The organism is Bacteroidales bacterium, assembly GCA_031275285.1.
GTDB lineage: Bacteria > Bacteroidota > Bacteroidia > Bacteroidales > UBA4181 > JAIRLS01.
In genome coordinates this window covers 22,757-37,288 of record JAISOY010000200.1, presented here as the reverse complement: position 1 = coordinate 37,288, position 14,532 = coordinate 22,757, and the positions used below count along the sequence as shown (strand labels likewise).

Annotated in this window: 10 protein-coding genes; 3 read left to right on the top strand and 7 right to left on the bottom strand. The window is 40.1% G+C overall.

The genetic code is table 11. The annotated features are described in order from the left end of the window. The 7 genes from LBQ60_19480 to LBQ60_19450 all read right to left on the bottom strand — a co-directional run. A partial coding sequence (locus LBQ60_19480) for a DUF4998 domain-containing protein (GenBank protein ID MDR2040111.1) occupies positions 1-1,089 on the bottom strand: 1,089 nt, incomplete at its 3' end. A gap of 26 nt (positions 1,090-1,115) precedes the next feature. Then, positions 1,116-2,312 (bottom strand): DUF4959 domain-containing protein, encoded by a 1,197-nt coding sequence (locus LBQ60_19475; protein ID MDR2040110.1) that lies wholly within the window; start codon positions 2,310-2,312, stop codon positions 1,116-1,118. A gap of 27 nt (positions 2,313-2,339) precedes the next feature. After that, the gene (locus tag LBQ60_19470; GenBank protein ID MDR2040109.1) at positions 2,340-4,307 is read right to left on the bottom strand and encodes a RagB/SusD family nutrient uptake outer membrane protein; all 1,968 of its coding nucleotides are present in this window, start codon (positions 4,305-4,307) and stop codon (positions 2,340-2,342) included. 43 nt (positions 4,308-4,350) lie between these two features. Then, positions 4,351-7,809, bottom strand: a complete 3,459-nt coding sequence (locus LBQ60_19465) for a TonB-dependent receptor (protein MDR2040108.1) — start codon at positions 7,807-7,809, stop codon at positions 4,351-4,353. Between the two features lie 242 nt (positions 7,810-8,051). Next, on the bottom strand, positions 8,052-9,230 hold the full coding sequence (locus LBQ60_19460; GenBank protein ID MDR2040107.1) for a FecR domain-containing protein: 1,179 nt from the start codon (positions 9,228-9,230) through the stop codon (positions 8,052-8,054). Positions 9,231-9,331: 101 nt separating this feature from the next. Continuing rightward, positions 9,332-9,898, bottom strand: coding sequence for an RNA polymerase sigma factor (locus tag LBQ60_19455; GenBank protein ID MDR2040106.1), 567 nt, complete (start codon positions 9,896-9,898; stop codon positions 9,332-9,334). A 257-nt stretch (positions 9,899-10,155) separates the two neighbouring features. Continuing rightward, the gene (locus LBQ60_19450) at positions 10,156-10,419 is read right to left on the bottom strand and encodes a hypothetical protein (protein ID MDR2040105.1); all 264 of its coding nucleotides are present in this window, start codon (positions 10,417-10,419) and stop codon (positions 10,156-10,158) included. Between the two features lie 273 nt (positions 10,420-10,692). Between LBQ60_19450 and LBQ60_19445 the strand changes: the two genes are divergently transcribed. From LBQ60_19445 to LBQ60_19435, 3 genes are all read left to right on the top strand, one after another. After that, positions 10,693-12,369 (top strand): tetratricopeptide repeat protein, encoded by a 1,677-nt coding sequence (locus LBQ60_19445; protein MDR2040104.1) that lies wholly within the window; start codon positions 10,693-10,695, stop codon positions 12,367-12,369. 65 nt (positions 12,370-12,434) lie between these two features. Further along, positions 12,435-13,733: a class II aldolase/adducin family protein gene (locus LBQ60_19440; GenBank protein ID MDR2040103.1), complete on the top strand. Its 1,299-nt coding sequence runs from the start codon at positions 12,435-12,437 to the stop codon at positions 13,731-13,733. A gap of 48 nt (positions 13,734-13,781) precedes the next feature. Then, a complete protein-coding gene (locus tag LBQ60_19435; GenBank protein ID MDR2040102.1) occupies positions 13,782-14,471 on the top strand; it encodes a hypothetical protein in 690 nt (229 codons plus the stop codon). Positions 14,472-14,532 lie beyond the last annotated feature (61 nt).

The following is a 14,532-nucleotide window of genomic DNA, read 5'->3' as shown; positions in this document are numbered from 1 at the left end:
GTTACTGTTCTCCACCCCTGCATAATAATAATTTTTGAAGAATGTGTGATTGGTATACGATACCGGAGTATTTCCCAGCCATTCGATATCCTCCTGTGTAAGAAGGTTGTCTTCTACAGTAGGTGCGTATACAATCACTGTTTGTGTATTATTATTATTTAACCGCCGGTAAAGGTCAACCTGTATGATTTCCATCGGTTCCCCCATATCTATGACTATTGTAAAGGGGGGCGGATCTCTGGTAATGTCAGGATAGGCCGGATTATAGCCTGCAGTTAAAGTAGTATATCTCGAATGCCAGAATGTAGCGAAGTTGTTATCGAAAATACATGGAGGCATTTCATTTGCTGTGGTAAGCGATGGCATCCCTTGCCAAGAATTGCAGTATTTAACACTCCATCCGGCTCGTGAGTATTTATATAACGGATTCACTTGTTCCCAGGTGACAACAAAGGTATCTACTGCATTTGTTTCCGGCAGGAAGAAAGATTGCACCTCAAAACGATTACTTGTTAGTCCGGGACATTGAGTGACCAACTGATCGGCAGGTACTTTCACAATTTGTTCTTGCTGATTGGTATCCGTATAACGCACCTCGCTACGGACAAGATTACTTGCCGAAGGAAACCAGGATATCTGTCCGTCGCTTCCGACCAATTCAAATCCTTTGACAGAGCGGTTTGACAACGATTGTTGGAAAAAATCACCGTATGAATTGGCAAAACCGGTATTCCACAACGAATGATTCCCGAAAACATCTGTTGTCCGGACTGTAAAAGTATACGATTTTTCTTCGGTACAGGGTACTTCCACCATGATGCTATCCAAACCGGAAGAAGGAGTTACGGGAATGATCAACGAATCCTCATCCCAGTACAGGTCAATACTTCCCACATTTACGGCATTGAAGGTCCAGAATTTGAAATATACCTTGTTGTGTCCCGCATAAAAGCAAAGCGAATCCAGATTCGGCGCATATACGATTTCTCCGCCTTCAATATATTCTTTATGAACATCCATCATGTCATCGCAAGATGCGAACATAGACATGATAATGATCAACGTACTAAAATATTTTATTCCTTTCATTTATGTTATTCATTTAAATGGTTAAACTATTCGGCATATTCCCCATACAGGGTTATTTCCGCAGGATGCACATAAGGCCTGTTTTCCCAGGAGGTCATAAACCTGAACCGGAGATACCGATAAGTGTCGGATGATATCGGGAAAGATATCTCATGCCCGTTCAAAGCAGCGGTAATATCCTCATCCGTATTAACAGTAAAATCATCGCTGGTTCCCGAAGGTTTTTCCATGGTATAATCTATCAGTTCCGTCCATTCATCCCAGTTGCCCGTTGCCGGTGCATCTTTGCGTCCATAAACAATAATCCGTCTGGGATTTCCCCAAAGGTAATAGAGGTTATTATACAATCGCTGGAAGAAAAGCACACGGCTCAATCTTGATTCTTTACCGATGTCTATGGTAATGCTGACGGGAAGTGATCCGGAATAACTGTGTCCGTATGTATCTATATTGTCATCAAACATATACTCATCCCTACCTTCCCAGTTAACAAATGTTGCATCACCTGAAAGATAATTGCCATTAATTTTGTATACAGACCAAAGCTTTTTGTCAAACTTAGACTCAAGCCAGGGCGTAATGGTACCGTCTGTAGGATAAATGGTGTCCGAAACATTGTCCCAGTTATCCGTAAAAACAATGCCGAATTTTCTGGGTGTCGGATCGTAACCACGAATGCTAAAGAAAGCCGAATCAAGCGTGGACGTTACGATCCTGGCTGTTTGCATTTCTCCGTTATCAGCTGCAGCCAGCATCTCAACCGTAAGCAATACTTTATCGTCATTTTTCCACGAAAAATAAGCTCCTCCAAAATCACTGGAGATGCTTACCGATGCGGCAGCTCTGCTTAAAGGTGATTCCTGCGGCGTGAATTTTACGGATACCGGTTCGGACAGTTCCTGAGCACGACTGACGGTATATAACAATGCTTCGTGTTCCGAAACATCATTATATCCCTCTATTTTCAGATTGTTTCCGTAAAAAGACGTTATCGCTTCCCGTTGTGTTCCGTTGGTCAAAGTATATATGGCTTTTACGGACAATACATTGTCATCCTGCGGTACTGTAAAAGATACCAACGCTCCGCCTGGAATCGGCTCTGCCTGTACATCGGATACCGGTGCCGGTTTTCCGGTCGAAGAATTAATCGGGTCCAGTTTTTTTTCCGTACAGGAAAGAAACAGAAACATTAAACTGGCAATATATAATATTCTTGTTTTCATATTATTTCGTTTTTGAGGTTTTAAATATTACCATCCGGGATTTTGTACCAATTGCGGATTATTGGTCAGATCTTCCTCGGGAATGGGGGCAAAGTAATCTCGTACGGTAAACCTTTGCGTATAAACAGTAACCGGCTTATAATAGGCATTCGGATTAGCATCCTCTACTGTAACATTCCATCCCTGTATATTACGGTTCAGTTCCCTATGCGCCGTTTTCCACCGTTTCCTGTCCCAGTAATCCTGCCCTTCCAGTGCCAACTCCACTTTCCGTTCGCGCCGGATGATCTCCCTCATGCCACCTTTGGTGGACGGTTTGCTCCGTTTATCGGCAATAGCATAATCGTTCCAGCTTTCAACAACACCTTTTAATCCGGCCCGTGTACGGACCATATCAATATAGGTATATAATTCCGCATTAACCGTAGCATTGTCGTCACCCAAAGTAGCTTCATTTATAGCTTCTGCCGTAAGCAACAACAGATCGGCAAAACGGATGTCCGGATAAGGATAACTTACATAGGTAAGTTCATTGGCATCACGCCACCGTGTATTCATGGCAACTAATTTTTTCGCCCAATATCCGGTAGCGCTGTATTCTTCAGTGGATGCCCTATTGGAAAACTCAGCATACCGGGCTCTAGGATAAAAAGATTCGGCATCATCATTCGGCTCGTTGTTATAATGGTTGCCGTACCATTTACCGCGATCGAAACCCAGAGCCGCATAAAAACGCAGTTCCCTGTCGAAATTAACTGCCGAAGTTATTTCACCGGGTTGGATGACAAACCGATGTGAGTCGTCGCCGGTACGTAAGGTCTCAAAGCGGGTATTGTACTTATCTCCATCCATCCAGTCTTTATCCTCGTCCAGAGGAAGGCCATTATTTGAATAAAACAGGTCGACTACCTGAAGTGGAACACTCAACCTGCTGGTAGCGTTTGCTGCTGAACCGGCTTCAAAACGGGGAATACAATGCCGCTGAACGTTCAATCCGCAGGGATAAGATGTATTTCCATAAATCAGTTCAACATTCAGGTTCAATTGCTCGCTGACCGAACTTCTGAGTGTATTGATCAACAAGGTTGTATCCGACATCTCCTTTGTTTGCAGGTAATCGGATGTCTGATACAGGCGGATACCATTGGCCAGACATACTTCCACTGCTTTTTTACAGGCCTCGGCTGCTTTATCCCAGCGTGTATTATCTTTCACCTGATTGAAAAAAGGTTCACCGAGGTGGTCTTTAAATGAACTGTAATCCGTATTCCCGTTGAACAGGTCGCTGGCCCAGTAGGTTAGCACTTTTGCCTTCAGAGCATAAGGCACCGATTGTGTGAAGCGTCCCAGTTCCGACGTACGATTGGTGATCCGGTCGGGTAATGCATTGCTGTTGATCACTTCTTCGAGTAATTCAAGAACATAGGCAAAGCAATCATCAATCTTTTCACGATATACCCTGATTCCCTGAGTAGAAGTATTTACCGGAAGGCTTTCCCTTAACGGACAAATTGGGCCGTAATAGGTAATCAGGTAGAAATGCATCCATGCCTTAAGTAGTTTTACTTCGGCAATCATCCGGTTTTTCTCTTCACTTTTCAGGTCCTGTACACTTCCGATATTATCCAGAAAGGTGTTGCATTCACGGATACCGGCGTACAATGAGATCACATTCCCGCTTTCATTTCCCCAGTAATTGATGACGGGTGATGTCGCGTTATTTTCTCCCAGTGCAAAACGCATTCCTCCATCTGTACGGTAATTAGTATTCATAATGAGTTCCATGGAACCGAGAAATGCAGGATTTTCATTCCATCCTGCTGCCTTAGGCATTCCTGAGTAACAGGTCGCCAGGTATTTTTCTGCAGTGTAGCGGTCGGCAAAAGCATCGTCTAATGTCGGTATTGCATCGGGCACTACATCCAAATAATCGCATGACGCTATCGATATGCAACAAAGCAAGCAAATACAATATTTTATAATTGATTTCATCATTGTTATGTTTTGATTTTCAATATTTGTTTTCTGAATCATATGGTTAAAAACCTATATTTAATCCGACATTGATTACCCGTTGAAGCGGATAGCCGAGGCCCTGCCCTGCCATTTCCGGATCCCACAGTTTAAAGCGGCTCCAGCAAAGCAGGTTTGTTCCGCTGACATATACCCTGAGATTGCTCATGAATAATTTTTTGATCAGGTTTTGTGGAAGTGAATAACCTATTTCGGCAGATTTCAGACGCAGGAAGGTGGCATCCTGCATGAACCAGGTACTGGTCTGGTTGTTATTTGTGATTGCATAAGTCGACAGGCGGGGCCAGAAAGCATAAGGATTACGGTTCCCCTCTGTCCAGTAGTTGTCTGCTATTTCCTGCAATACGGCATTTTGCCCTACCAAACCATCATCACTGTTTCCGTCAACAAACGGCTGAATATTTCCATTTCCACTGATGGTCAGCCAAAAAGATTGCCGGGCGGATCCCTGGAAAAAGAAGGAAAAGTCAAAACCCTTATAGCCAACTGTTAACCCGAAACCATAATTGATTTCCGGAACGGTGGGATATCCGATAGGAACCAGGTCCAAAGTAGAAATACTACCGTCTCCGTTCACATCGCGATATTTAATATCACCGCCCATTACATTACCGAATTGTGTCGGTGAATTGGCTACTTCCATTTCATCTACGAACAGGCGTTCGGCAATATAGCCATATTGCTGGTTGATATTATGTCCTACTCTTGATCTCCATGGTGTATCGGCGTAATCAGGCTCTTCCCATTCTTTTATCTTACTGGTAGCATACGTAAAAGTTCCACGGCCGGTAAGGAAAAAATCCGAACTGAATACTTTTTCATAATTTAATTCCATATCCACTCCTTTTCCGGTAGCTACACCCAGATTGGCCTTGATGTTGGGGATGATACCCATGGTATTGGGGATTACACGATCCAACAGGATATTTTCCCTTCGTTCATGGAAAAAGTCGATATTTGCAGAAAAACCTCCGATTACAGATATTTCGGCACCGATATTCGTTTTATATGCGGTTTCCCAGCCTATCTGGTCGTTGGCATAGCGTGTTACCGATATGCCGCCGGGATTATAATTCATAGAAGAACCCCAATTGACATTTTTACTGGCATTCATATTGACCTGCGATAAATAATAGAACCGGTCATTATTGCTACCAATGGCATCATTACCCACCATACCATAGGTTGCCTTCAGCTTGAACTGTGGAAATACATTTTTCAAAGGATCGAAAAATGCTTCATTGGAAAGCATCCAGGCTACCCCGATTGAAGGGAAAAATCCCCACCGGTGTTTCTTGGCAAAACGCTCCGAACCATTGTAACCAAAATTAAACTCGGCAAAATATCGACTGTCATAATTGTATGCCACACGGCCGGAAATACCAAGATTGCGATTCGGCAATGAAAGTTGCAGGTTGTCGGCGATCCCTTTTTTCTCTTGCCGCATAATGTACACCAATAGAGCATTCAGACTATGTTTTTCTGATATTTCCGTATTATATTCCATGGCCGATTCAAGATAGAAAACCGTATTGATATTCCGTGAACCGGGACTATAATTGAGATAGGTGTCTCCTCCTGCCGGATTCAGGCATTTTAACGTGTATGTATTAGCATTCAGGTCATATGTGTCAATACTATAATAGAACGGAGAATATTCGCGGTTAACGGTAAATTCGGAAAAACGATTCATATTGACCATAGCGCGGAAGGATAAACCCTTGGCTAACATATTCAGGTTCTGTTTTACTTCGAACTGAGTCATCGTCATATTTTTGCTGTAATCGCGGTAACCCCTTAACGCCTGTGCATACGGGTTGATATAATTGGCTGTACCGTAATTTCCAAAAAGCACATGGCTCACGTAACTGAAATGTTCATCCGGTTCGTAAGAGGGTTTGAAATAAACAGGATTGGCCTGCATTACTTTACGATACATATCCGAACCTCCGTCAATAGGGCCGCGGTATTCGTCAAATGTAGAACTTAACCGCAAAATCAATTCAGTGGTTTTGGTTACATTGACATTGACATTCGAACGTACAGCATATTTGGTCAGGTTGATATTAGAATTAAAATCATTCCGGTCGTCGACTTTTAGATTTCCATTGTCTTGTGCTATATTAGCCGCCACATAATAACGTGCGACTTTGCCCCCGCCGCTGACACTCATGTTAGCGCGTTGGTTGGATATTACATTGCGGAACATGGATTTATACCAGTCAGTTGCAGGATAAATATCCGGATAAGTTCCGCGTTGGGTCATAGCTATCTTTTCTGCGGAATACATTCTGACACCATTGGGGTCACGTGTGAGTACCGCTTCATTGTGCATTTTCATATAAGTAATGGGGTCAGCCAAATCTACCATCTTGGTCGGACTAGAAAAAGAATTTTCGAGTCGTAGATTTACCTGTGCCCGTCCCTCACGACCTTCCTTAGTAGTTACCAGGATTACGCCATTGGCACCACGGGCCCCATATAGTGCTGTAGCTGTGGCGTCTTTCATGATAGAAAAACTGGCGATATCATCGGTGTTCAACCGTGCAAGATCATCCGTGGTTAATTCCACTCCATCGATCAGTATCAACGGATCTTTTTTCGCATCGGCGCCGAACGTAGTGATACCACGGATAAAGAAATTAGCATTATCCTGTCCCGGTTCACCACTGGTCTGGTACGAAATTAAGCCTGCCACACGTCCTGCAAAAGCAGTAGTAAGATTGCTGCTGGGCACTTTTAGGTCCTTTGTCGAAACAGTGGTAATGGATGAAATTACACTTTCTTTCTTTTGTCTCCCAAAGGCTACAACAGTTACTTCATCCAATTCATTGACCAACGGAAGTAATTTCACGTTGATCTCCGTCTGGTTCCCTACAAGGACAGAGTAATTCTGGTAACCGACAAATGAAATCTCCAATTCGTCTTCCGGCCGCACATTAATGGAAAAGGATCCGTCAATATCCGTCATTACACCACGGGTTGTTCCCTTAACAACGATAGAAGCACCAGGTAAAGGTTCTCCCTTTTCATCAAATACTTTTCCTGTAACTGACTTTTCCTGTAATTCAACTTTTATACCTCTGTCTTTTGTCTTTTCTTTAAATACGATTACTTGCCGTCCTGTGACCAGGTAAGAAAGATCTGTATTTTCCAATACCGTATCCAGGATTTTTGAGAGTTCCGTATTTCTGAAACTTGTATTAATTGTATTGTTCAACTCGGACACGACATCATCCGAAAAAAGAAAAACATAATCACTATTTCTTTCTATCTCGGAAAAGAATCGGTTAATGGTTACATTTTCCATTTTGATGCTCAACTTTGCATCTTGTGAAAGCATATCTTCCGCCATCACTGAAAATATCCCGGCAAAGCAAAGAAATACTGTAATTTTCATAATTTTTACCCAAGTGCGAATTTTTCCCGGCATAAACCGGGTAATTATCTCTAATTGTTTCATATATTTGAAAAAGTTTTTAGTTTACAATAATGAATTTGTAAATTGGACATTCTGCCGGTTAATACTCCACTATTAACCGGCTTTGTTTTTTCTCGGTTTTTATATCTCCATAGGCAACCCTTATTATTAATTAATTATACAGCAAAGGAACTATTCAATCATTAAATGAATATTTTGTAATTTTTATGATTAGGTTAATAGAATATTAAAAATGGCACAATCACACATGTTATAATAATGTATTATTGATCGATAAAGATGATATCGTTTTCTCTTGAAAACCTGGTTGAAGACAGTACAGACAAAGAAATCATCACATCATCCAGATTTTCGGCCAAAAATAATTTCCCGCTACATGTTTTGGATGATAGCAGATCTTTGCTTTGATCTTCAAACACTACATTATAATAACGTCCTAATTTCTTTAGGATTTCCGATATCGGGGTTCCATTCATTATCAGAATACCATCTTTCCAGCTAGTGTATTCATCGGTATTTACCGTTCGGATATCTATTTTGTTTTCGTGTATACAAAGAATTTCTCCGGGAACCATTATATTAGATTGTGCGGAAGTATTCACTTCTACTTTTCCTTCAACCAAAACAACGGCTTGATCAACCATATCGGAATAAGCCGAAACATTGAATTTAGTGCCGTGTACCATGATATCAAATTGGGGCGTATGGACATAAAACGGTTGATCCGTCTCCGCTACTTCAATGTATATCTCACCTATAACGTGGATATTACGTGTGGTTTTATCAAATGAGGTAGGAAAACGCACTGTCGTTCCTGAATTAACCCACACTTTTGTACCATCTGCCAATTGTAATGTAGAACGTTTCCCAGGAGGAACGATCAATTGATTGTTCATTATTTCACCGGATGGTTTTACAGCAGTGATATCCATTTTCTCACCGTTAATAACTGCATTTCCGTCCGTTGATACGGATATTTCTGCATTTTCATCTAATTCTATGACTTTATCTGCTGAAACTAACCGGATGGAGGAAGAAGGAAGCGGTGTACCGACAATGGCATTGGCAATACTCGGTATATCTTCTATGGCTTTATTTCGTTGAAAAAATATGAAAGACCCGGTTACCATAATAAGTAACGCAACACAAGCGGCGATCCGATAATAAATAACCCTTCCCGAAAATATAGTTCGTTGCTTTGTGTTTCGAATGATCTCTCGGTAAAGATGTTCCTGTATTTCCTGTGGAAGTTGATGGTCATTTAAACGGATCACATTGAATTTCTCTACAGCTTTAGCTATATCATTCTTTCTTTCCGGATGGTTTTTAATAAAATCTTCCCAATACAGATCCAATTCAGGAGTTTGTAATAATCTCCATTCGATAAACTTATCTTCTTTTAAAAAATCTGTATAATTCCTATACTCTTTCTCTTGTCTCATAAACTTACTATGACATAATCATAATAAAAGACGACTTCAAAAAAAAAACGTGGACACTTTGGAGAAAAAAAATGATGATTTTTTATAAATGCTGGTATAAATCAATACTTTAAAAAATATTTCATCAAAAAGATCAATACCAGTAGGAATGTATTCGGATCTGTGTTTTTCCTGATTTTATCAATTCCCCGGTGTACTAACTTCCTGACAGACTCGGCATTCATATCCAGCAGCCGGCCTATTTCTTCGTATTCCAATTCCTGCATATATCGTAAATAAATAGCCTCTCTCTGACGGTCAGTCAACAATTTTAATAGAGATTCCACTTTATTTTTTAATAATATTTCTTCTTCCGAAATGAGAATATGATCCATAATAGATACTTCAATAGAAAATTCCTCATTTTCATTCAATTGATTTATTTCTTTTTTGGTAGATTTTCTAATATCGATCAATCTGTTTTTAAGGCTACGGAAAAGATAATATTTTATATTGTTAATATCGGCTAAAAGATTTTGAGTATATAGTTTGCAAAAAACATCCTGAATGGCATCCAAACATATTTCATGAGGATAACCTAATCCTATACCATAGCTATACAAGCTTTGGACATGGGTTTTGTATGTTTGGGAAAAAACAGAATGATCCATAAATGCAAATATACACATTGTTACAGATAATTGTAAAATTAGGGTAATATAATCGGTTGTATAAAATACAATTAGACCAGTAGGATATAAGTATTTAGATATTCCTTATTGTTAAAAGGTTTTTCCAAAGAAAAATCGTTTTTCATTTCAAATCTGAAAAATCAGATAATACCCAACACTTTAAAAATTTGAAAGTTGTATCTAAATTCAGTCATATCCGGAATGACTTGTGCAATGGCAGGGAATATAATTTTGAGAAAAGGAATTAGGAAATATTAATTAAAAGAAGATTGCTTTCTTTTCTCTTCATCTTTTATTATCTCTTCTACAGGTAGTTGGCTGTTTGGCAGGATATACTCAGGACAATAACCCATTATTTTGGCTACCTGATAACGTTTACATATTTCTTTACCGTTTTCAGTTTCACAATATTTATGTTTGTATGCACTCGACAGGACATCATTCGATTTCAAATAACCTGCATATATCGGACATCCTTTCAATCTTTCACAAAACTTATCCTCGTTCATCTCCTTCATTTCTCTTTGACTATACAACCAAAAATTATACCATTCAGAGTATAGCTATTTTTACACAATTATACGAAATAAATATTTTATGGTTCCATATTTATATCATATATTCTCCAAAATAGAGCCACAATTTTCTCAAAAAATGAAAACAAAAGTAGAAAAATATCGTTGTATGAAGCAAAGACAAGTATTTTCAATAACTTGCGGCATAATATTTGATTACTATTTAAAGTCATAAATGCTTACGTTAATGCGGGTTAAAAATTTTTTATAAGTATAATGAAAAGTATATGCATTATTTTCCTGTTTTATTTGTCTGTTGCTTTCGCACAGGCACAGGATGTTGATGCAATTATGCAAACGGCAGACTCGCTTGCCAATCAACCTGAAAAAGCACTTGAAATATTAAATCAGGCAGTCACAGCACATCCTGATTCGGAAGAAATATTGAAAGTGCGTGCTGAAGCTTATGAAAGCCTGAGACAATTTGATAAGGCTGTAGATGATTACAAAAAATTAACCGTTCTTTCACCCGATGAGGAAAATTTATGGTATTTATTGGGACGGAACCTTTATAAGAATAAACAATATCCGGCAGCGCTTCAAAGCCTGAATCATGCTATTAAACTCAACCCGCAATATCTTCCCGCTTATCATGTCAGAATAGAAACATTGCTGGAAATGAATCAACCAGAAGCCGCACTTAGGGTAAGTGATTCTACCTTAATGATCGGTGAAACCGCCATGAATTATTTCTTACAGGGAGAAGTAAATAAACGCTTAAATGCACGTCAAAAAGCAGGATGGGCTTATGAGAGGGCCACAAGAATCGATAAAGGTATGATCGAAGCATACATTGCCCTGGCTGATTTAAACGCCGGCATGAATAAAGCAGAAGAAACGCTTACGAATGCAGATGCTGCACTGGGCATTAATCCGGATTCACAGGAAGCCCTGGTTGCCCGTAGCCGAGGTTTTGCCCTTTTAAAACAATATAAGGATGCTATTGATGATGCATCTTTTGCTATTCAAATGAATCCGGAAAATGTACAGGCTCATTTCTGGAGAGGGACCTATTACAAAGAAACCAATAAATATCAGGAAGCATTAAATGATTTTGAATTTGTGCTAAAAATCGAACCGGATAATTGGCAAGCCCTTTCAGGGAGGGCCGACAGTTATCTGGGGCTGGGCAATAAGACATCTGCTTTAGCCGATTACCAAAAATTATTGGCTGTAGCAACAAAATATCCTGAAAAAGAAACCATTATTCAATTGGCGAATCAACGGATTTTTGAACTTAACCGTGAGAATCGTGCACCTCAGTTGGCATTAACGGATCAGGAAGCTACCGATAAGTTTGAAATACAGGTCCCGGATAATCAACAGAGCCTTACCCTTAAAGGAAAAATTACCGATGAAAGTCCGATTAGTAAGTTACTTGTTAACGGACAGGAAGTACCGATTACCAAAGTTGGGGACGAATTCGAGTTCTCTGCCGTTGTGAACCTGGAGAATTTAGAAGACCTGCAAATAGAAGTTGCCGATGTATATGATAATGTAAATAAATTGTCCTATCAATTGGTCCGGAATGAAACTGCAAAGCCACAAATCGCATTATTTACCCCTAAACCGGATGAAAAGGGATCCATCATTATTACTTCGGAAAATTCGTCTTCATTGTATATTGAAGGAAAAGTAAATGATGAAAGCACGATTACATCTATTTTTGTAGACGGGAAAGCAGTCGATTTCGATCATAATACCAATAATCCGAATTTCTCTTCTATTGTAGATATCAGTAATAAGACCAGTTTTTCTATTAAAGTATCCGATTCCTATGGGAACATTACGGAGCAAATATATACACTGGAAAAGATCACTGCCTCCGCAGACGAAAAGGAGAAAAAACCAATGCCTGAGCAAAATCCGGCAATTGAACAGGCATCACATTAATTGTGATGATCTTTATAGGATATGAAATTTTATTACTTCAATCATAAACTTGTTAAACCATCAAAATGGAGCCAATCATTAATACCCGTTTAATGCATCCACGGGATCAGATTACTGCTGTTATCCGTAGAATTTATGAACGTAGCTTGACCACCACATCCGGAGGAAATATCTCTATCATCGATGATAACGGTGATATATGGGTAACGCCAGGCTCCATAGATAAAGGATCTCTACGCCCTTCAGACATTATGCTCGTTAAACGCGACGGCACTATAGTGGGCAAACACAAACCATCTTCCGAATATCCTTTCCATAAAGCTATTTTTGAATCTCGACCGGATATTAAGGCCATTATCCATGCACATCCCCCGGCATTGGTTTCATTCAGTATTGCCCGCGTTATCCCCAATCCCAATGTGATTTCCCAGGCAAAACATATTTGCGGGCCAATAGGGTATGCTACTTATGAAGTGCCCGGAAGCCAGGAATTAGGAGATCGAATTGGCGCCGAGTTTAAGAAAGGGTACAATGCCATCATTATGGAAAACCATGGAACAGTCGTAGGTGGTTCGGATATTAATGATGCTTTTCAGCGCTTCGAAACATTCGAATTCTGTGCCAGGGCAATCATTTACGGACAGCAAATCGGTGAAGTCAAATATTTAAGTGATCAGCAGATTGCACAATATGAAATGCAAATGCCCGAACAACTGCCTGAACAATCATCTGTGGCTTATCCTTCGGATGAACGTCAGATCCGTACGGAAATCTGTAATATTGTTCACCGGGCCTGCAGGCAAGGATTAATGGTAAGCTCATATGGTACGGTATCTGTTCGTTGGCGTGGAAACGATTTTTTAATCACTCCTACCGGTGTTTTACGATGGAATATGGATTTAGAAGACATCGTACAAATCAGGGACGGACAACGTGAACCCGGAAAAACGCCCAGCCGGGTTACCTGGTTGCATCAGGAAATATACAACAGGTTTCCACATATCAACTCTATTATCCTGACACAATCTCCCTACCTAATGGCTTTCGGGACAAGCCACCAGGCCTTAGATGTAAGGACCATTCCGGAAAGCTGGATTTTCTTGCAGGATGTGTCATTGATGCCTTTTGGATCACAGTTCAGGGGAAAAACAGAAATACTGGAAAAACTGGAAAGCAAAATGCCCGCTCTGATCATCGAGAATGATTCGGTGTTGGTTACGGGAGATAAACTCTTGCAAACATTCGACCGTCTTGAGGTTGCGGAATTCAGTGCCAAATCGCTCGTGCTTGCTTCTTCCATTGGGAACCTACACCCCATTAATTCTCAACAGATAGAAGATCTTCGACGGGTATTTTTAAAATAATATCTTTCTATTATCCAATGGAATAACCTGTAGTCCAATATCCGGAAAATGAAGAGGATCGATATCACTTTGGCGGTTTGTTTGTTTCTTTTTATTTCTGTGACCGGACAAAATATTCCCCGGGAAAAAATACTTTTTTATGAAAAGGTTAAATCATCATTAGATACAGTAACTCCCTGTTCTGCTCATGTTTGTACCGTCCAGGATGATTCACTGGTCATTGCTTTTTTCGGGGCATTATGCCATTATCCCGAATTGTGCCCAACCAATATAAGATTACAATACGGATCTATCAGGACATCCATGGCTGCCCAGCCACGTCTCTGGTCATTACTTTTTCGCAAGCGGTCCAAACGAAAGTATAAGGTAATCATTAATCAAAAAGCACATAGTGAGCAGGCGCAATTGTTATACGCCGCACCGTTTAATGCGTGCATCGGGGTAATGGGACATGAATTGGCTCATATTACGGATTATTCTACTCAATCGGGATGGCAGATGATATGGACCGGAATACGTTATCTTGGAAAAAAGTACCGGCGAAAAATGGAACGGGAAACAGACTCAATCGCTATTGCACGCGGATTCGGATGGCAATTATATAATTATGCATATTTCATTATTCACCAGGCAGATATTGATGAAGGTTACCGAAGGTACAAACTGGAGTATTATATGAAACCTGAAGAAATATATGAAATGATACTGCAAAAAGAAGAAGATGATATGGACGGATAACATTTTGAAATTTCCAACAAACAGAAATTTCATTACTTTTGTCATTCTTTATAAGTATAAC

Coding starts and splice junctions, on each gene's coding strand:
- LBQ60_19470 (MDR2040109.1), bottom strand. CDS start 4,307: ATGATGAAATCAATTATAAAATATTGTATTTGCTTGCTTTGTTGCATA.
- LBQ60_19460 (MDR2040107.1), bottom strand. CDS start 9,230: ATGAGACAAGAGAAAGAGTATAGGAATTATACAGATTTTTTAAAAGAA.
- LBQ60_19435 (MDR2040102.1), top strand. CDS start 13,782: ATGAAGAGGATCGATATCACTTTGGCGGTTTGTTTGTTTCTTTTTATT.
- LBQ60_19445 (MDR2040104.1), top strand. CDS start 10,693: ATGAAAAGTATATGCATTATTTTCCTGTTTTATTTGTCTGTTGCTTTC.
- LBQ60_19450 (MDR2040105.1), bottom strand. CDS start 10,419: ATGAAGGAGATGAACGAGGATAAGTTTTGTGAAAGATTGAAAGGATGT.
- LBQ60_19455 (MDR2040106.1), bottom strand. CDS start 9,898: ATGTGTATATTTGCATTTATGGATCATTCTGTTTTTTCCCAAACATAC.
- LBQ60_19440 (MDR2040103.1), top strand. CDS start 12,435: ATGGAGCCAATCATTAATACCCGTTTAATGCATCCACGGGATCAGATT.
- LBQ60_19475 (MDR2040110.1), bottom strand. CDS start 2,312: ATGAAAACAAGAATATTATATATTGCCAGTTTAATGTTTCTGTTTCTT.
- LBQ60_19465 (MDR2040108.1), bottom strand. CDS start 7,809: ATGAAACAATTAGAGATAATTACCCGGTTTATGCCGGGAAAAATTCGC.